We start from the raw sequence: 19,627 nt of genomic DNA, 5'->3' as shown, positions 1-19,627 counted from the left end.
GGATGTCGGCCAAGAGTGGCCAACCTACAGCCAGGCCTCCCCTCCATCACTGCATGCAAAAACCGCTCCAAGCGGAAATCCACTTGGGCGGCGATCAGATGAGGCGACAACCAGGCGGCGAAAAAATCAGCCCGCCAGCAAGGATTATTTCTTGCGGTGACGAATCTTGGCTCGCATCCGTCGTTTCTTGCGGCCTACTTTACGTCGTCCCTTGCCAGATTTCTTGGTACCCACCTAGTTCGCTCTCCTGGAAAAATGTTCGTGTTTTGCGTGCATGGCCAGATTTCGCAGTGAGGCATCGCCAATCTTTGGCGTTCCAAACAGGGGCGAATCAAACACTGGCCGGATCGAATCGCGTAGCGTAGCAGAACACCAGCGACCGACAAGGTGAGTTTCCGCTCAGGTCTGCGAGGAATCTTTCCATGGCAGGTCAATTTCGCTCTTTCGCCACGCCGCCACAAATTCAGGCAAGCTAGGCAGTGTCCCACGTGCTTGGACGATTTCATTGGCCGTCATCCAGTGCACCTCCGAAACTTCCTCAGGATTTGGCACCGGATCCACCTGGTCAGGAAACTCCGCCAGCCACCAGGCCAAGCGAGTTCCCCACGGCGTGACACTCCGCCAACACAATCGCCTTGGCGTCACATCGATCGTCAACTCTTCTTGCATTTCTCGCACGAGTGCTTCTTCTTCACTTTCCCCGGCCTCAATGCCTCCGCCCGGCAAACACAATTTGCCTGGCGCATTGACGGTCAGTGAACGGCGAATGATCAGCAATTTCTCTTCGCGAAACATCACACCGATCACACCGCGTTTGCGGCTGCGATGCTGGGAGTGCGGTTGTTTCGCGTGGGGCAATCGAGTCATGCTTCGCTTCTACCACTTGAGCGACGACACAACAAGGGAACCAAAGCAAGTTTCGACGGTGAGATGCGGACGTGATCACACGCCAACGAACGGCACGGGCACCAACAAAGCGTGCTGGCGCACCCAGGTTTCCACCCCATCCCAGCTGGTGAATTGACTGCCCAACAGAACCAACATGTAAAAGCCCACGATTGCGGGCATGACCACCAAGCGGACCGCCCAGCGAGAAACGAACCACCATCGCCCCGCCCAAACACTCGGCACCCAATCGCCAGATTCGGCCTCGGCCCGTCGCCGCCGGCATCGACGCAGCGCCAACCCTTCTGCGATTCGAGCCGGCAGCATGAACGCGACGAACACCAAACAAGGCAACCAGGTGATTTCTTGCGGGGTGGCTTCGATCTTCAACAAATACAAGGGGATCGGCATCAGCACCAACCCGACCAACATCGCCCCGGCCCAAGACCAGGGTGCATAACGAAAATCGCTTCGGACTTGCCGCCACTGGAACATCGCTCGCCAATTGTTTTGGGCTGCAAAATGAGTTTGCAACATCGGCAGGTACAGCAACACGAACGCGAGCGCAATCAAAGCCACCACACCCAAGACTCCATCGGCCGCGTTGTCGCCTTGCCGAGTCACGCCCATGATCACAAACGCGGGAACCAACCAAACCAACGTCAAAAGCGCTCCGCGAATCCCCATCCAAAACAAGGCGGGAATTCGCAGGTCTCGCAGGAACTCCCAGACTTGATCGGCGAACCGGGACCAAGTCGATGGACGCCAAGCCTCTCGAACAAAGCGTTTGGGCTGGGGCCACAGGTAGTGCTTCAAACGACCGCCACGCACCCACGCCCAACCCAAGTAAACGGTCAAGAACGCCGACAGCGCGATCGCTCCCATCCTCAGCCGAGTCGCATCCGGCGAACCGGGATCAATGACCGCGGCGACGGATTCCCAATGGGCCAGCAAACGGGTCGGCGCAGAGGCAATCGCCAAGGCCAAAAACGCCGCCCCAAACACACCCGCCGCGTTCAAATTCGGCAAAGCGTCCTTGAGCAGCCCCCCCGAGGCCAAATGCCCGGCGACAGCCAGCAAGTATCCCAGCGTGATCAATTGCAACAGCGGCAGCGCGGTCACAAACGCCAAGATCAACGCCAACGACGCGAGGCAAAACAGCGTCCAGATGGCTTTTCGAATGGATTGAAAAATTCGTCGCATACCCGGTGTTCGAAGTCTCGCGTGCGATCTTGGTAATCCAATCCAGCAAGGCTGGAAAATGATTGAGCGGAAAGGGTCTTGGTAAGTGGAAAGGGGCAGAGAATCACAGGGCTGCAGAACTGCAGCGCAGAATGAATCCTACCAGCCCCAAAAAACCGCAGCACGGTGGTCCCCACCGTGACCCGAGCACCACCAGAGTAGAACAATTGTCCCCAATTGTTCCGTCAACCAACGCTCTACCTCAAACCGCTCCCCACCCAATCCAAACTCCAGCTCACCCACACCGCACGCCTCCAGAGCGGAGAGCATCGCCCCAGCGTCCCTCTTGGTGAAGGACCACTGAGCTACAGCTTGGCCCCAAAAACCCGCAGCACGGTGGTCCCCACCGTGACCCGAGCACCACCAGAGAAGAACAATTGCCCCCAATTGTTCCGTCAACCAACGCTCTGCCTCAAACCGCTCCCCACCCAATTCAAACTTCAGCTCACCCACGCCGCACGCCTCCAGAGCGGAGAGCATCGCCCCAGCGTCCCTCTTGGTGAAGGACCACCGAGCTACAGCTTGGCCGCATAACCCGCAGCACGGTGGTCCCCACCGTGACCCGAGCACCACCAGAGTAGAACAATTGCCCCCAATTGTTCCGTCAACCAACGCTCTACCCCAAACCGCTCCCCACCCAATCCAAACTCCAGCTCACCCACACCGCACGCCTCCAGAGCGGAGAGCATCGCCCCAGCGTCCCTCGTGGTGGAGGACCACTGAGCTACAGCTTGGCCGCATAACCCGCAGCACGGTGGTCCCCACCGTGACCCGAGCACCACCAGAGTAGAACAATTGTCCCCAATTGTTCCGTCAACCAACGCTCTACCTCAAACCGTCCCCCACCCAATCCAAACTCCAGCTCACCCACACCGCACGCCTCCAGAGCGGAGAGCAGCGCCCCAGCGTCCCTCGTGGTGGAGGACCACTGAGCTACAGCTTGGCCGCATAACCCGCAGCACGGTGGTCCCCACCGTGACCCGAGCACCACCAGAGTAGAACAATTGTCCCCAATTGTTCCGTCAACCAACGCTCTACCTCAAACCGCTCCCCACCCAATCCAAACTCCAGCTCACCCACACCGCACGCCTCCGACAGCTAGCTTTTGGGCTGTCGTTCCAATCCGCAGAATCGTTACGACCGTCGTTTCCGCTCAAGCCGGCACAACCGTCAGCCGATGATGTTCGCAGCGGTTGTCGCGAGTGTGACGATTGCGCCGATTAACCGGCTGGAAACGACCAGCGAATTTGGCTCGCCCAAACATTCGGGTCGTTTCGAAAAATCCGGTTGTTTTTTGCATTCGCGCCATGCATGCAAATCGTAAAATTCGCGCACCGTCATCGCCCGTTTCACGACGTCCTTCCACACACTGAATCCCAGCGCCCATGTCGCCTCACGTTCACCTTTGCTTGGTCCTTCACAACCACCAGCCAATCGGAAACTTCGATGGCGTGTTTGAACAAGCCTACCAGGACAGCTACTTGCCGTTTCTGGAAGTGTTTGAACCGTACGACGCACTGAACATTTCCCTGCACACTTCCGGCCCGTTGATGCTGTGGATGGCCGAACGCCACCCCGAGTACCTCGACCGCGTGCGTTTGCTGGTCGAAGCAGGACGCATCGAAATCGTGGGCGGACCTCAGTACGAACCGATCTTGACGATGTTGCCACGTCGCGACCGTGTCGGCCAAATCCAGTCGTACAACTCGTGGCTGCAACGCAACTTGGGCGTCACGCCCGCTGGCATGTGGATGCCCGAACGCGTCTGGGAATCCGGCCTGACCGCCGACGTCGCCGCGGCGGGAATCCGCTACACCGTGCTGGATGATTACCACTTCAAATCCGCTGGGATGGCGGAAGAAGAATTGCGCAGCTACTTCGTCGTCGAAGACCAAGGCCAACTGCTTCGCGTCTTCCCTGGCAGCGAACAGCTTCGCTACACAATCCCATTCCGCCCCGCTCACGAAACGATCGACTACCTTCGCGGGATCGCTCATTCCAATCCCGGTGCCGTGATGACATTCGGCGACGACGGCGAAAAATTCGGCACCTGGCCCGACACCAAGTCGCACGTCTACGACGAAGGCTGGTTGCGTTCGTTCTTCGACGCCTTGACCGAAAACCAAGAGTGGTTGCACACGGTCACGTTGGCCGAGTCGATCCAAAACGCTGCTCCCGCCGGAAAGGCTTACCTGCCCGATTGCAGCTACCGCGAAATGACCGTTTGGTCGTTGCCCGCCGAGTCACAAGAGATTCTCGACGACGTTTCCCACGCGATGGAAGAAGACGAACGCTGGGGCCACTTGGAATCCTTCGTGCGCGGCGGTTTCTGGCGGAACTTCAAGGTGAAGTACGAAGAAACCAACGAGATGTACGCTCGCATGATGCACGTCAGCGATCGCCTGGCCAAAGCCGAAGCCAGCGGACACGACGCCGGTGAACTCGCCGAAATTCGCGATCACCTGTATCGCGGTCAATGCAATTGCCCGTACTGGCACGGTGCGTTCGGCGGAATCTACTTGCCTCACCTTCGCAACGCGATCTACGAACACCTGATCCAAGCCGACACGCTGCTGCAAGAAATCGAAGGCACGCTGAACACCGTTTCCGCGACCGCCGGCGATTACGACTACGACGGACAACAAGAAATCCGCTTGTCCAACGAATCCATGGTCGCTTGGATCGATCCCGCCCAAGGTGGCCGGATGTACGAGTGGGACTTGCGAGGCATCAACCACAACTTGTTGGCCACCCTGCAGCGACGCCCCGAAGCCTATCACCGAAAAGTTTTGGCTGGGCCAAGTGCCGCTGGTGGCGATGTGGCCAGCATCCACGACCGAGTGGTTTTCAAACAAGAAGGCCTGGATCAGATGATTCAGTACGACCGTTACGCTCGCAAGAGTTTGATGGACCACTTCTTCGACAACGAAGCGACCCTCGAATCAGTCTCGCGTGGCGAATCACCCGAACGAGGCGACTTTGTCGATTTGCCTTTCGAAGCCAAACTGCGTCGAGGCAGCGACCGTGTGCAAGCTCAACTGCGTCGCGACGGCAACGCTTGGGGGATCCCAATCACGCTGACCAAAGCTGTGACGCTCCAACAAGACAGTGGCAACTTGTCCGTGACTTACTTGCTCGAGAACTTGCCACCGGCCAGCCCACTGCACTTTGCCGTGGAATGGAACTTCGCCGGTTTGCCCTCGGGAGCCGACGACCGTTACTTCAGCGATGTGGACGGGAATCAACTGGGGCAACTCGGCGAACGCCTGGACCTGCAAGACGTTCACGGACTTTCGCTGTCGGATCGCTGGCTCGGCGTCGACATCGACTTGCGGACCGATCGCGAAAGCGGTGTGTGGGCGTTCCCCGTGGAAACGGTCAGCCAAAGTGAAGCCGGTTTTGAGCTCGTTCACCAATCGGTGTGCGTGATGCCTCACTGGATCATCACCGCGGACGCGGAAGGTCGCTGGGCGGTCACGATCGACATTGCCACTCGCTGTGAAAACGCGATCGAAGTCCAACAGCACGATCATGTGAACGTCTAAGCAGGTTGGCAGGAATGATGGGACATCGCCATGTGAGCCGTTTGGGCGTTAGCCCCGGTTGTGCGTTGAAAAAGTAAAAGGCTCACAAACCCGAAGACTCCTGCCTGCTGGCTTCGAAGATGGAAAAGTTGGTTCGTCAAAGATTGGCTGATCAGCAAATTGTTTTTTCGACAAACGAATTGGTTGTGATTTCGATGGGTCGGCACGAGCCCTTCGCCGTGCGAATTCGATTTCTCTTTTGAGGCAACGCCCGTGACGGCACGTTTGAAATTGGTGATGGACCCCGGCGAATCAACGCGTCGCCTTCGCGTCGGCATGCGGTTGGACAAATACCGGCTCGTCAAAAAGCTTGGCGAAGGTGGTTTTGCAACCGTTTACTCCGCCCACGACACGATCGAAGATCGTGACGTGGCGTTGAAGATTCCGGAGGCCGCGTCTTCGGACTCTCACCAATCGGCAGACGACCTGCAGCGTGAGGTTCGCATCATGGCGAGTCTTTCTCACGACAGCATTTTGCCGCTCAAGGACGCTCGCTACATCGACGGCCACTTCGTGATGGTGTTCCCGCTCGGGGAAGAGACCTTGCACGATCGCTTGAGTCGCCGCATGGCTCGCGCGACCACGCTCGACTACGTTCGCCAAATGACCTCGGCCATGGCCTACGCTCACGAGCGACGCATTCTGCACCGCGATATCAAACCCGAAAACTTCATCCTGTTTCCCAACTCAAAAATCTGCTTGACCGATTTCGGGTTGGCGCGGATTGAACGCGGCCGACATGCCGTGTCCGCATCGGGAACCCTCGGCTACATCGCTCCCGAACAAGCGATGGGGAAACCAACCTATCGCAGCGATGTGTTTTCGCTGGGGCTGGTGATCTACCGGATGCTGTCAGGTGCTCTTCCAGAGTACCCGTTCGAAGCACCGTTGCCGTCGTACGCCAAACTGCGTCGTGGCTTGAACCAAGAGTTCGTGGACTGGATCCGCAAATCCATGGATCCCAAACCACTCAAACGCTTCCGAGACGGAGTCGCGATGGCCAACGCCCTCGACCGGATCAAATCCCTGACCGTCCCCGGCTCCACATCGGGAACCACCGTGACTCGAACCACCCGCCGCCGATCACGCCGCGTCGCGTAGCAAAGCCCGCAGCCGGATTCGCCAAGAATCCCCACGCGCCACAGTAGCCGGATTCGCCAAGAATTCGGATGGTTCCATTGCTCTAGAGGCCTCCCCCCTCGTGCAGCGCAGAGCGATGGAGTGTCCTTGACGCAGAGACGCCAAGGCGCAGAGACGCATGGGATCGCTCAAGCGAAGCGAGAGGCACAACAAAAAGCAGTCGCATTGAATCTCGCGATTCAGTGCCCGAAACCGCCCCGCTCTCTGCGCCCGCGCCTCCCCACCTCTGCGTCAAAACCATTTCGCATCCGCGTTGCGTTTCGCGAAAAAAACAAGCCAGCACGCAAACCGTTGAGGACAACGGTTCTACTCTGGTGCAACCCAATGTGGCCGAACCACGATTGGTCTGTCAGGACTTGTTTTTAGGGTAGTGGACGAGGCCACGAGTCCTGAACCGGCGTCAAATCCAAGGACTCGTGGCCTCGTCCACTACGATCAACCCTCACTTTTAGCTGTGACAGACCAATCGTTTAGGATTGAGCCACCATCACAAACCTGCTTGATCCAGCCTGCGACCACCGACAAGAGCCCGAACAGAGGACTCGTGGCCTCGTCCACTACGTCCGCGATTGGCCGGCACTCAATACCCAAGCCCTGGCCCGTCCAGACAACTCGTCGGCACGCTGCCGCCGCGGACCTCAAACATCGGCCCGAACTTCGCCATCCATTCCGCATTGCCCTCGGGGCAATACTGACGCCCATTGCTCTCCACCGCGGCCACGCCAGGAATATGAGCCGAAAGCGACGCCGAGTGCAGAAGCGACGCCCCCACACACGTCAGATCCTGCACGCACAAGAACAAATTCTCGTGCACCGCGATCGCGCCCAGCAACAACGCTTCCGCGTGCCCCTTGCAAGCCTTCAACGCAATGCCGCTGTACCCCTGCGAGATCGCCAGGTGCAAACTTTCCAACCCCGTCAATGATTCATCGATCACAACCGGAATCCGCGCCGCAGCCTGATGCATCGTCACCGCGTTCGGCCGTTTCAAATCACGATGCGTCGGCTGTTCGATGTACTGGATCCGCTCGAAAGCTTCTGGGCACTCCGATTCCAATCGATCCAGCAACCCCAACACATACGCTTCGTCCTCGCAGCGCTCGTTGAAATCCAACGAGAACCACCACGGCTTGCCCGTCGACGCGCCGCGGTCAGTCGTTTCGTTCGCAACAGCGTTGATGTCACGAACACGGCGGAAATCCCAATCCGCATCGTCGCCGTTCAGCTTGATCTTCAAATGAGTCAGCTCGTTGCGAGTGATCCACTCACCGAGCGTTTCTGGCAAGCCATCGCCGACAGGCTTCGTCAATTCAGCCTCCGTCAACGGATCCAACGCCCCGACCAAGTGATACAGCGGCAACGTCGCGACGGGCGACTGAGAGATGAATTGATCCAATCGCAAACCCGCGTAGCGATCGTCGCCAGTCATCTCGGCCAAATCCGGTGGAAGATGCTCCGCCGACAGCAATCTGTAACTGCTCTGCCCGGCCGCTTTTCCGTGAGCGTCAAACAAAGCGGCTTCGATCGGCGACGCGGCCAACAGGATCGCCAGTTCCGGAATTGGCGACGTCAGCTCGTGACCACTCGCCACCGCTTCCACCAACTCGTCGCGGCGACTCGCCAACTGCAAACAAATCTCCATCGGGTGGCCGGTCAACGTGCCCGACAGCTCATTGGCCTGCGCCGCCATCCGGCTCGCCAATTCCATCACCACTTCCAACTTCGCGGCATCCGACAAAGCCGCGTCCGGCCACGCCCAAGTCACTCCCATCGTCATGCTGCCCACCCCGATCTTGTCGCCATCGGCGACTTGACCGGCTTGGTTCGTCGCGGTGCACTCCGCCGTCAAAACCGTCACCTCCTCCACCACTCGCCCGCCGAATTTCATCGGCGTTCGGTAGCGATAGGACTCGGATTGCAACGTGAATGCGAACTGTTTCAGAGCGGTCGGGGCAGGATTCACGGGGAAAGAAAGTGGCTTTGGAGCGGACAAGGCGGGACTCGAGGTGGAAGGGACAAAGTGATTTCGCCAGCAGTTTAACGCACCCGATCGCATTTCAGTGACCTCCGGCAATGCAGAATTTCGGCGAAACGATTGCCTTCGCTCGCCGATCTGGTTTACAATGAAACGCAAGTGACCTCCTAAGAATCAACGTCAACTCCTAGGCCGGTCCGATCGCCCCGCCTTCTATCCCAACCCACCTGCCCACCACCACGCCATGAACGCATCTCGATCAAGCCGTCCAGGGAACTTTTGTGGTCGCACCCGCCGCGAATTCGTGTGGGAAACCGGCTGTGGATTCGGAGCAGCGGCACTGAGCTCGATGCTGGCTTCCGATGGATTGTTGCCACAGGCATCAGCGGCGGCGGCATCCCCGGTCGCTGGATCAGCCGGACCGATGGCGATCAAACCACCGCACTTCGCCCCCAAAGCCAAGACGGTGATCTTTCTGTTCATGTATGGCGGGCCCAGCCACATCGACACGTTTGATCACAAGCCCGCGATGAAGGGCATGGATGGCAAAACCGTCGACGTCAAAACCTTCGGTCGTGGCGGGCACAAAGCCGGTGGCCGAATCGTTGAGCCGCGTTGGGATTTTGCCCCGCACGGCGAGTGCGGCAAAATGGTCAGCACGCTGTTCCCCAACGTCGCCAAGCATGTCGATGACATCGCGTTCTTGCATTCCATGACCGCGGACTCACCGATCCACGGCTCCGCCATGCTGATGATGAACAGCGGCAAAATCCTGTCGGGCTCGCCAGCAATGGGATCGTGGTTGACGTATGGACTGGGCAGCGAAAACCAGAACATGCCGGGCTTCGTCGTCATGCTGGATCACACCGGCGGCCCAATCAGCGGAGCGAAGAACTGGTCGAGTGGCTACATGCCCGCAACCTATCAAGGCACCGTGTTCCGTACCGAAGGCAATCCGATTCTCGACTTGAATCCGCCTTCGGATTTCCCGCCCGGACTGCAACGTCGCCTGATCGATTCCATCCAAGACGCCAATCGTCGCCACTTGGGTCAACACGTCGGCGAAGAACCTCTGGCATCGCGAATTTCAAGTTACGAACTGGCGTACCGAATGCAATCCGCTGCACCAGAAGCCGTGGATCTTTCCGACGAAACGGCAGAAACGCTCTCGATGTATGGGGTGGACAACCCCAAGACACAGGCGTTCGGCAAACGCTGCTTGTTGGCCCGCCGACTGGCCCAGCGAGGCGTCCGGTTCATCCAACTCTACAGCGGCGGCGCCCACAACGACGACAACTGGGACGCTCACGGCGACCTCGAAATCAACCACAACAAACACGCCGGTGCGACCGATCAACCCATCGCGGCGTTGCTGGCCGATTTGAAACGAACCGGCATGCTGGATGAAACCTTGGTCGTTTGGGGCGGCGAATTTGGACGCCAACCCACCGCGGAATACGCCAACGGCAGTGGCCGCGACCACAACGCCTACGGATTCACCATGTGGATGGCCGGAGGCGGAATCAAGGGCGGAATCAGCCACGGCACCACCGACGAACTTGGTGCCGCGGCCGTCGAAAACCCGCTGCACGTTCGCAACCTGCACGCCACGATCTTGCACCAAATGGGCCTCGACCCAAACCGGCTGTCTTACTTCTACGGCGGCCTCGATCAAAAGCTGGTCGGAGTCGAACACGTCCGCCCCATCCACGAGATCATCGCCTAACCCACCGCAGCCGAATCCACCCGCAACCGGATTCGCCAAGAATTCGGATCACCACCGCCCCTCCGTCCCAACCCACCCCGTAGCCGAATTCGTCAAGAATTCGGACCACCACTGCCCTGGGCTGTCAAAAGGTTGGTATTGACACGGAAAATGCGACGTTGATTTTTGTTCTGTCCTACGCCCCAACGGGGCAGCTCTAAGATAGCCCCAGGTATCGCCTGGGGTTTCGTTGCGGAGATTCCGACACCAGCCCCAACGGGGCGGCCCTAAGAAAGACTCCCCAAAACCCGCTAGGACCGCCCCCGTTGGGGCTTTGTAATCTTGGTCCCACCACAACCCAGGGGCATCGCCTGGGCTGATAAAGATGAAATCAACCAGGCGATTTGGGCGGTTTCCGACGAATGGTATTGATACTGCGTTTGTCGCGATTGAAAAAGTGAAAGTGCAAATTGGCAATTGTAAAATGCCGGAATGCGTGGATGAAATCGCATCAATTTGCATTTTTCAATTGTCAATTTAACTTTTTCAATGAGCTGCATTCGGTTCGCGCACTGACCACCCTGCCAAGAATCCGGACCGCCACTGCTCCTCCATTCCCAACCCGCCGCATCAACTTCCCCGCACTGCCCCCATCAACGCTGAAAGCGTTTCATCTCACCCGCCAGCCCTGAAACAGTTGCACCAGCCAGCTTGATCCCCGAAGATGACGGGGGAGCCCCCAGCAACACCCAAGCATTGGAACCGGATACCGGTCACCCAAGCGGACGAAGTCCATTCTCACGGCGCACCGATGGAACCCATCGCCACCCAACCTCACGCCCCGCATTGGGGTACTTCCGGGACAGCGCAAAGGGCAGATACACCTTGTCATATCCCTCCTCCAAATCTTGCTGGTGTCGTTGAGTCGCCCAAGCAATTTGACGCTTCAAATCTGGAATCACTTGTTTTGGCAAGAACGTCATCCGGTCTTTTTGCCCCTTGCCGTTGCGAACGAGCAAGCAGCCTTCATCAAACCAGACATCCTTGATCCTCAGTCGACGACATTCTTTATGCCGATTCGGGTCCGATCGCTTCAAAACCAAGTCGCGATAGCACTCCAGTGACCGCACCGCTTGCCATCGCTGCCACGCCGGCGCCCCGGCCTCCAGTAAAGAACGCGAAAATCGCAGGACCGTCTCACGATTCACAGGCAGTTCGTTCGTCAGCCCTTTGGGATGCGTGAGTGCGTACCGCCGAAGCCATTTCGGAAACCGTATTCGCTCACTTTTGCTGACATCGTCCGCCGACGCCACGTCCACCTCAAAGCCCGCTAAGCAGGTACGCAGGTGTCATCGGGTATGTGAGCCGCTGGCGTTAGCCACGGTTTTCACGCACAACCGGGGCGAACGCCCAAACGGCTCACATGGTTGTGCTTGATCACTCCTGCCGACCTGCTTAGTGTCATCAGAACGACTTCCAGGAGTGGCAACATTGCCCCAGCAACACGCAGCAGGTAAGATTTTGAGCACGGGAGTGAGTTGAGTGATATTGGTCAAACACCCCAACTCACTTACCCCGTATCATGCAATTTCCCGAATACGACCCTACTGAGTAGGGTTGAATCTATTGTTACCCGACTGAGCCCGTTACGGGAGAACAAATGACGCGCCTGATTTTTGCGGTCGCAATCCTTGCCTTCCCGCTTAACGCTTTTGCACAGGGGGTTTCCGAATCGGCAGCTGGGAGTGCGAGGCCACCCAAGACGTTTCTTGGGTGGCTCGCGTCTGGTCAGCACGTTGGTGTCGTCGAACATGACCGAAGTTCCGATGTCCGGTTATTTATTTATACCGATAGTGATTACCAAAGCGTTTTGAATCACACCAAGCTGGAGAAGATCGGAGTCAACGCCGAACATGCTGCCCGCGAGAACTTTGGGCTCAAGCGAAAGCTTGAGGGATTTGCGTCTGATAGGAAATTGGATCAGGCTGCGATAGGCAAGGTGCTCGTACTGCCTCGACAGCAAGCCATCTATGCAAAGATCGTTTCGGTTGGTGATGATTTTGTGATGATTGAATACAACGATGCTTCAACAGCAAATCCAGCCCCGCAAGCAATCCGCGGTAATCTGCGCATCATTCCAAGATCAAGGATTGCCTCGATCGATTTGCACGTAGCTCCCATCTTGTTCTCTCTTCCGACGGAAGCTAATGCCGGCGGGTAACAACGCAATGCACGGGAGCCGCGATAACGCCTTTTCCTTTGGCTAGCTTTCACGGTCGCGGCCCCGTGATTGCCAGCGTTATCCACATCTGATGTTCCGTATCACAATCTTCGCGATCTTGCTGCTGATTTCGGGGTGCTTCAATTCCTCGCCGCGTCCAATGACGTCCGAAACCATTCGCATCGTCTCGAACACCCGTATCCAATCCGCTTCGGTGACCTTTCCGGACGGAACAGAAATCAACGTTCCGCCAGACGACTACGAGCTGTTTCGGCAACTGTTCCGTGAATTGGCACCGGTCGAATCTACACATGATGGCCCGGGGCTTCCCGGGTTGCCCCAATACGAAATGATGCTTTTTGCGGCGGGAAATGTCGCAAACGTCAGGGTGATGGTGCGCGATGACGGTACTTTAACCTATTCGCTTGACGAGTTCCATTACAATGGCGGTGATGCGAAACGATTCATCGCGGCCGCTGACGCGATTCGATCGCGATTGGGTCCGCCGTAAAACGTGGATAACCATGCCGTGAACCGGAGGACGGCATATCGCGTTTACGAATGGAAAGTCAACTCGCCGTCCCCGGTTACGGCCACCGTTATCGCACTCAGATGAAACTCAAAACCCTTACGATGCTGATTCTTGCGACCTGCCTTTGTGGTGGTGCGGTCGCTTGGTCGTATTTTGACGTTTCGCGACCTGACGCAATTCCACTTGATACAAGCGATGCGTATCCCGGTCGTCTCTTTGCGTACGATTTGACTCTGCCTTTCAACGACGACAATGCGGTTGCATTGGAAATTCGACGTGTATCGTCACACAATAGCCAAGAGTACACCGTTGGATCCGTAAGTGGAAACCTTCAGGTATCGAGCGAAGACGCAGAAATGATTGTCTCCACTAGTCTCATCTCATCACGCAAGAACCCCGACGAAATACTTGTTTCCGTTTGTCTCTTGGAGGTAAATGATGTTTTGGAGGATACAACAGGTTTCGGCGAATGGGTCGTTGCTGGTCGCCTCAGAATTCTTGGTGTGAGCAGCAAGCTAATGCCAAAAGAGAAATTCTGCGTTGGCGGGTCAATTTCCACGGGATGGGAACGGAATCCGAGTTGGCAGGACAACGAGATCTGCGTAGGTCGGTTCCGAAGTCACGACGAGAACCGCATCTACGACTACTATTGCGTCGTCGTCGCTAAAAACCCAAAAGTGCGATAACCATGCGGTGAACCCAAGTCGCCGATAGCGTCGTTCCTTAAATCATCATCAATCGCGGCGACTGGGTTACCGCCGCCGTTACCCGAGTCAAGCATCCAACACTTTCAGAGAAAAGGCCTCCGATGAATCAGAATCCTCTTTTAAACGTCACGGGAATCTTTTGCATCGTGCTAGTCATGATGGCGATCTTTTGCTCATCGCCTGCTACCGCGACGGCGGCTGACGACAGTGCTCAAGAAGCAGTTCTTGGTAAGTCGACTCAACTCGGAAATTCAAATGCGACTATCAAGCCGCCCGCTGGATGGGAAAACCTTTCCGTGTCCAAGGAGGCACTTCTTTTAGTCGTGCCTCCAGATCGTGCCCATGGCGCATCGATCAATGCATTTTTCCACACGAAAGCAACGAAAGACTTGAGCAAACTCAAAAAGGAGATTGTCAAGAAGAGAGCAGAGGGCCGCGACAAATGGGAACTTATCGACAGTGAGCAGATCAATCTGGATGGATACCCAGCGCTCTTGATGTCGTATAGTCAGGACGTTGCGGATCGTGGAAAAACGAACAAGGTGTTTTCGATCGGCTGCTATGTTGACGCTGGCACCGGGCTATATGTGCTCAATTTCAACTGCCACGAATCCGGGTTTGAATCGCTTGGTCCGATCGCAAGAAAATCGTTACTGTCATTTTCCTTGGACGAAGAATAAACGCATCGGGTAACAATGTGGTGCACCCGAGCACGCGAGCCGGGCGTTTTGAAGTGGAGAGTCAACCGCGCGTGCCGGGTGACCACCGACGTTCCCCGACTGACTGGCAACGATTCAAGACTACTCAATGTTTTCTGAAAATGAGGTCTGCTACGAATGCAATTGCACAGTGGTTGAGGACCGCGATTACTTGGAAATCGTAACTTGGGTGTATTTGGGATTCTTCAAGACGGAACGCAGCAGCACCGATTGCGATGTTCCGTTTCATTTCTACCGATTCGCTAAGTTCGACGATTTCCAACGTTGGAAGCAAAATGGCGGAACAAAACTTGATGCCATCAATCTCACTTCCATGGACCAAGTTCGTCGGCGGTTTGTCGACCGACAGGCGATGGTGGATTCTGTGTTAGACTGGCACAAATTCCTTTCCGGTCCCGATCCAGATTGATGACCAATGTGATTCGTGTGTTCGTCGCCAACGATGCGGGGAACCATCCAATGCACCCGAGCGGCGAAGTCGGGCGTTTTCAAATGGACAATCTCTCGTCGCCGCCGGGTGATTGGTAACGTTCGCCCAACGAGATTGTGACTGCAACGTCGGTGCATGCCTGTGCTTGAATTGATCCTACTGCTTGTCGTCGCATTTCCCATCGCTTGGCTGATCGCCGAGTTCTACGACAACCGCGCTGCGCGAATCACGTTGGGCGTTTGCGCGATCGCGATGTCATTCGGTGTTGCGTGGATCGTCGGATCGCTTGATCGCCTGCAATCCAACATTTACTTCTCCGAAGCAACAAAAGACCTGATTCAAAACACGATCATTGAACTTGAGAACGATAAGGCCGACGACGTCCTCACCGAATTGCGGGTACTGCGTGACGACTTTCGTCCGACGTACGAAACACGCGACGATTATGATGTCCTCGTAGACCGATACATCCACTCAATCTCGGACGCTCCTGTCGAACATTCGAATGGTGACCCGCGATGGTCTCACGAAATGGTAGACTACACGTCGCCCGAAACAGAAGAAGTGGGCGAACCATGACATGCACGGGAGCACGGCTTGCGGCGTTTTTCGCAATGGATAGTCAACTCTCCGTGCCCCGTGATGTCCGCCGTTCGCCAAAACATAGCCCCCTCGTTACTCTCAACCTTTTGGACTGGGACAGAAGAATGCAATCCTTGACAGCCGGTCTGCTGAAACGCATGTTGCTATTGTTGCTGGGCGGAGGCGCTGCTGTAGCTTTAGCCTGCCCAGGTACAAGCTTCGCTCAGTCAAGCTCTTACGTGTTCCGGATCGAAACGGATTTGCAGCGTGAACTTGTTCCGAAACGTGCTGACGTGTTTGTGCTGATCGACGCAGCGTCCTTCGCTACCTCAGATTTCTCCACGCTGAAGAGAAAGCTGGCCCCATACCAGAACACTAATCAACATATACATGTTCGGATTTTCCAAGCGGAACGCAACCCAGAGGTTTCCTCGTTGTTCAGGTATGCGGTGATTGGCTTTTTGCACGACTCGGGATTTGAAAGCTTTACCGCCGACGGCCTTTTTAGCAACGTGAAGACTACCTGGGATACACTAACGAAGAATCTCCGGTCTGACGTTGATGCCCCAACCAAGCCGGAGCCAGCTACAATTAGAGACGGCGTTAAGGCCTATCCGGTTTTGAATCCGCTGTCAAAGTTTTTTGCATCCGATGCCGACTGTGCACTAGTTGTGCAAGACGTCGGCCTCGATGGCGGGTTGCTTCCCGCTAGCATTGTAGATGCATCCGTAGATGCTGTAGCCAATCTTGATCTGGATAGAAGAGGCTCGGTGAAATTTTTGCTTCGAGACATTAATGACGGCCAACGAGACTTAGTGACAGAACGAATATTCGAGCTTGGAAAGCTTTTGCAGTTCGATTCGACCTCAGTCACTCGCTAGGCAAGACGGGCTGGCGAACAATACGATGCAACCGAGCGGCGAAGTCGGGCGTTTCGAAGTGGTGAATCTACCGTCGCCGCCGGCTGATCGTTGACGTTATCCGACTGAAAACCGCACGCCGGAACCGCCACGTTGATTCGCAACACTCACCATGATCTGCTCCTCATCGGCGACGCGATCAATGCCCGTGACTTGCGACAACTCTACGACCGCAACATCTCCGCCGTGGTTGACCTTGCCGCCAACGAATCCCCCGCACAACTTGGCCGCGACATCATCTACTGCCGATTCCCACTCCACGACGACGGATCGAACTCGCCGCAACTGATTCGCACCGCAATCACCGCCCTGTATTCACTTTTGACTGACGGCTTCCCCACGCTTGTCGCTTGTTCCGCTGGCATGAGTCGTTCGCCCGTCATCGCCTCCGCTGCTTTGTCGCTAATTTGTGACTGTTCGCTCGACGATTCACTTTCCGAAATAGTCCGTGACTCACCGCACGACATCTCTCCTGCGCTGCTGTCGTCGGTCGCGTCGATTCACACTACGATGATTCAATCCAACGTATCCCAAAACGGCGGATAACCATCACATGCACCGAAGTCGGGCTTGCGGCCTTTTCCAAATGGAACATCGACCGTCCCGACTCGGTGATGTGTTCCGTTATTCGAGTCAGGTCATGAAGCATTTCACAGGCTACACTGTTCTTCTCATCGCATGCCTCGCCGGTTGCGACAAGGTTACCGTGGACGCACCATTTGGCGATCCTGCCGATCCAGAAATTGCGAAAACACTCGCTGGTGACTGGTCCGACCGCACTGGAAGCAAATACCGATTTGCATACGCTCCATCATCGGGTTTGACTATGACCTTGCCCAACAGAGAACCCGGAACAGAACCAATCCATATCAGCAAATCTCTTCTCGACATCAGAAGTGTCGGTGATCGCACATTGATTTTCACGTCGTTCGGCAAACCTGAAAATCGTGCCTTCGTTTTTGCTCTACTCTCAAGTCTCCGTGATGATCAAATGACTATTCGCTTCTGTGATCCTGGTGTGTTTCGCGACTTAGTTAGAGACGGCGTAATCGAGGGTGCCATACAAGAGAGGAGAGGGGATCCACTCGACGTTAACCTGATTCATTCACAGCAACTTGGCGATCTGCTGGCATCATCCAACAGCGATAAACTATTCAAAAATGCAACATGGGATTTGTCTCGGCGAGTGCCTGAGTAGACCGTGCGAATAACAATGCCGTGAACTGGAGCGGCGAAGTCGCATCTTTATACAATAGACAGTCTCTCGTCGCCGCCCAGTTACGGCTACGTTCGCCGACTGAATCAATATTTGCCGTACATTGGACGCTTGATTGACAAACCCGTACCAATCACCGACGTCGTCTAGTATCGTTCGTGATGCCACCCGAGAACACGACGAGGTGCGCACGCGACTGTCGCGACCAGCGACAGCGTTGCTCATCATGGCGTCGATTCAATCCGTTTTCCCGGCAATTGCTATTGTCTCTGTCGTCGTCGTTGCGTTCCGCGGCGAACCGGTTGGCGGTGCGATTCCTCCGCTCGTTGGGATGCTAATCCATTTCATCTTTCTGATCGCCATCGCAATCGGTGCTGCGAAAATGGGTCACCTTGAGTCGTACCGGCGGATGGATGGTGCCACCCACCAAACCTTGACTCCCAACCGCCGCTGCGTAGGATCCAGTTGTCTTGTCAGTCGGTTCCGAGAGGGAGAGCTTTGCCATGCCGCGGCCTCAGCGATGTGAACAGTTTGATGCGAGCGAAGTTGGGATCGTGCATGTCGTTCAGCGGTGTGTGCGGCGAGCCTTCCTCGCAGGTGTCGATCACGCGACAGGCAAGGACTACTCGTTCCGCAAGGAATGGATTCGCCGGCGGATGGAAGCCCTCGCCTCGGTGTTCGCCGTCGATGTCCTTTCCTACGCGGTGATGAGCAATCACCTTCATCAGATTCTCCGCAATCGCCCGGACGTCTGCGCCCAGTGGAGCGATGAGGAAGTGGCGATTCGCTGGCTGCGTGTCTTCCCTGGCCGACGACTTGAAGAACACTTGGCCGAGCCCACTGAAAACGACGTTCAGATGCTCGTCCGGAACAAAGAACGATTGGCCGAAGTCCGCCTTCGACTGTCGGACATCTCTTGGTTCATGAGAGCCTTGGCGGAACCGATTGCCAGGATGGCGAACAAACAAGACGAGTGCACCGGCAGGTTTTGGGAGGGGCGTTTCAAGGCTCAAAAAATTGTCGATGAAGCAGGCTTGCTGGCGTGCAGTATGTACGTCGATTTGAATCCAGTCCGTGCGGCAATGACAGCGTCCCCTGAGTCCAGTCTGCACACCAGTGCCTACGACCGAATCGAAGCTCGCAAGGGCGAACAAATCCCTTCCGCCGCGTTTGATCTCAAGCCGATTCCAACGGAAGAAGCCGGACGCAACATTCGAGAAACGCCGCTCGAAGTCCTCCAGCAAAAACGCAAGACGAAGCGTCGCAATCCGACGGGGAAACGAATCCGGCGTGATGGATGGTTGAGCCCCCTGACACTGGGCGAAACTCAACTGTCCACTGAACCGCAAGTCCACACGAAAGGATTTCGCAGCAGTGACCGGGGGTTCTTGAACATTCGTTGGTGCGACTACAAGCGTCTGCTGGACTGGACAGCAGCCCAATCGGTTGCCGGTCAGGTTGCGGAGTTACCCAAGCGTCTCGCGAAGACGCTTTCCGAAGTTGGGATCGACGCATCCATGTGGCGAGACTTGGTGTGGGATTGGCAGAAGTACTTCGGCAAGACGAGTTGCGTCGGTCGCCCAGAATCCCTGAAAGCCGACGCTGAACGCACCGGCCGTCACCACCATCGCGGTCAAGTCCAAGCGGCCGCCTGCTTCAGCTAAGCAGTCTCGAAGCAATCGCCGAACTCGCGTTCGTGCATGATCCAACAGGACAGTTGAGACCAACTGTTCTTCTCTGCTGCGCTTGTACGGCAACACCACCAAGCC

The 19,627-nt window shown here is 56.3% G+C and carries 20 protein-coding genes; 14 read left to right on the top strand and 6 right to left on the bottom strand.

The genetic code is table 11. The features are described from left to right. Nucleotides 1-399 precede the first annotated feature (399 nt). The 3 genes from UH5x_RS00880 to UH5x_RS00870 all read right to left on the bottom strand — a co-directional run bounded on the left by UH5x_RS00880 (nt 400) and on the right by UH5x_RS00870 (nt 3,480). The gene (locus UH5x_RS00880) at nt 400-867 is read right to left on the bottom strand and encodes an NUDIX hydrolase (protein WP_047813433.1); all 468 of its coding nucleotides are present in this window, start codon (nt 865-867) and stop codon (nt 400-402) included. Between the two features lie 75 nt (nt 868-942). Then, nucleotides 943-2,088 carry a DUF4013 domain-containing protein gene (locus UH5x_RS00875; protein ID WP_482634384.1) on the bottom strand — a complete coding sequence of 382 codons (1,146 nt, stop codon included), beginning with the start codon at nt 2,086-2,088 and terminating at the stop codon, nt 943-945. 1,209 nt (nt 2,089-3,297) lie between these two features. Then, a complete protein-coding gene (locus UH5x_RS00870; protein ID WP_482634383.1) occupies nt 3,298-3,480 on the bottom strand; it encodes a hypothetical protein in 183 nt (60 codons plus the stop codon). A gap of 32 nt (nt 3,481-3,512) precedes the next feature. Here UH5x_RS00870 and UH5x_RS00865 point away from each other — a divergent pair, with 32 nt between their 5' ends. After that, nucleotides 3,513-5,672, top strand: a complete 2,160-nt coding sequence (locus UH5x_RS00865) for an alpha-amylase/4-alpha-glucanotransferase domain-containing protein (RefSeq protein ID WP_482634382.1) — start codon at nt 3,513-3,515, stop codon at nt 5,670-5,672. A 252-nt stretch (nt 5,673-5,924) separates the two neighbouring features. Then, nucleotides 5,925-6,812 carry a serine/threonine-protein kinase gene (locus UH5x_RS00860; RefSeq protein ID WP_047813428.1) on the top strand — a complete coding sequence of 296 codons (888 nt, stop codon included), beginning with the start codon at nt 5,925-5,927 and terminating at the stop codon, nt 6,810-6,812. A gap of 619 nt (nt 6,813-7,431) precedes the next feature. Here UH5x_RS00860 and UH5x_RS00855 read toward each other — a convergent pair. Continuing rightward, nucleotides 7,432-8,844: an enolase C-terminal domain-like protein gene (locus UH5x_RS00855; RefSeq protein WP_482634381.1), complete on the bottom strand. Its 1,413-nt coding sequence runs from the start codon at nt 8,842-8,844 to the stop codon at nt 7,432-7,434. Nucleotides 8,845-9,070: 226 nt separating this feature from the next. Between UH5x_RS00855 and UH5x_RS00850 the strand changes: the two genes are divergently transcribed. Next, a complete protein-coding gene (locus tag UH5x_RS00850; protein WP_482634380.1) occupies nt 9,071-10,552 on the top strand; it encodes a DUF1501 domain-containing protein in 1,482 nt (493 codons plus the stop codon). Between the two features lie 479 nt (nt 10,553-11,031). Continuing rightward, nucleotides 11,032-11,223: a hypothetical protein gene (locus UH5x_RS00845; protein ID WP_482634379.1), complete on the top strand. Its 192-nt coding sequence runs from the start codon at nt 11,032-11,034 to the stop codon at nt 11,221-11,223. Nucleotides 11,224-11,304: 81 nt separating this feature from the next. Here the strand turns inward: UH5x_RS00845 and UH5x_RS00840 are convergent, their stop codons facing one another. Further along, entirely contained in the window at nt 11,305-11,739 is a 435-nt protein-coding gene (locus UH5x_RS00840; protein WP_482634378.1) for a hypothetical protein, read from the bottom strand. Between the two features lie 452 nt (nt 11,740-12,191). On the opposite strand from UH5x_RS00840, the gene UH5x_RS00835 reads away from it, so the two are divergent. From UH5x_RS00835 to UH5x_RS00795, 9 genes are all read left to right on the top strand, one after another. After that, nucleotides 12,192-12,752 carry a hypothetical protein gene (locus tag UH5x_RS00835; RefSeq protein WP_047813072.1) on the top strand — a complete coding sequence of 187 codons (561 nt, stop codon included), beginning with the start codon at nt 12,192-12,194 and terminating at the stop codon, nt 12,750-12,752. Nucleotides 12,753-12,912: 160 nt separating this feature from the next. Then, nucleotides 12,913-13,263, top strand: coding sequence for a hypothetical protein (locus UH5x_RS00830; RefSeq protein WP_482634377.1), 351 nt, complete (start codon nt 12,913-12,915; stop codon nt 13,261-13,263). A gap of 101 nt (nt 13,264-13,364) precedes the next feature. After that, complete coding sequence (locus tag UH5x_RS00825) at nt 13,365-13,970, top strand: hypothetical protein (protein ID WP_482634376.1); 606 nt, start codon at nt 13,365-13,367, stop codon at nt 13,968-13,970. Between the two features lie 122 nt (nt 13,971-14,092). Next, nucleotides 14,093-14,671, top strand: coding sequence for a hypothetical protein (locus UH5x_RS00820; protein ID WP_482634375.1), 579 nt, complete (start codon nt 14,093-14,095; stop codon nt 14,669-14,671). Nucleotides 14,672-14,798: 127 nt separating this feature from the next. Then, nucleotides 14,799-15,119 carry a hypothetical protein gene (locus UH5x_RS00815; protein WP_007336647.1) on the top strand — a complete coding sequence of 107 codons (321 nt, stop codon included), beginning with the start codon at nt 14,799-14,801 and terminating at the stop codon, nt 15,117-15,119. Nucleotides 15,120-15,275: 156 nt separating this feature from the next. Next, nucleotides 15,276-15,719, top strand: coding sequence for a hypothetical protein (locus tag UH5x_RS00810; RefSeq protein ID WP_482634374.1), 444 nt, complete (start codon nt 15,276-15,278; stop codon nt 15,717-15,719). 128 nt (nt 15,720-15,847) lie between these two features. Then, complete coding sequence (locus UH5x_RS00805) at nt 15,848-16,603, top strand: hypothetical protein (RefSeq protein ID WP_482634373.1); 756 nt, start codon at nt 15,848-15,850, stop codon at nt 16,601-16,603. A gap of 132 nt (nt 16,604-16,735) precedes the next feature. Further along, a complete protein-coding gene (locus UH5x_RS00800; protein ID WP_053061249.1) occupies nt 16,736-17,188 on the top strand; it encodes a protein-tyrosine phosphatase family protein in 453 nt (150 codons plus the stop codon). Between the two features lie 94 nt (nt 17,189-17,282). Beyond that, nucleotides 17,283-17,840, top strand: coding sequence for a hypothetical protein (locus UH5x_RS00795; RefSeq protein ID WP_482634372.1), 558 nt, complete (start codon nt 17,283-17,285; stop codon nt 17,838-17,840). A 352-nt stretch (nt 17,841-18,192) separates the two neighbouring features. Here the strand turns inward: UH5x_RS00795 and UH5x_RS00790 are convergent, their stop codons facing one another. Next, nucleotides 18,193-18,363 (bottom strand): hypothetical protein, encoded by a 171-nt coding sequence (locus UH5x_RS00790; protein ID WP_482634371.1) that lies wholly within the window; start codon nt 18,361-18,363, stop codon nt 18,193-18,195. Here UH5x_RS00790 and UH5x_RS00785 point away from each other — a divergent pair. After that, complete coding sequence (locus UH5x_RS00785) at nt 18,362-19,522, top strand: transposase (RefSeq protein ID WP_482634370.1); 1,161 nt, start codon at nt 18,362-18,364, stop codon at nt 19,520-19,522. The genes UH5x_RS00790 and UH5x_RS00785 overlap by 2 nt on opposite strands. The last annotated feature ends 105 nt before the right edge of the window (nt 19,523-19,627 follow it).

The sequence above is a fragment of the Rhodopirellula sp. UH5 genome (assembly GCF_056839225.1).
Note: the sequence above shows the minus strand (reverse complement) of the source record. Positions and strands in the feature narration are given on the sequence as shown.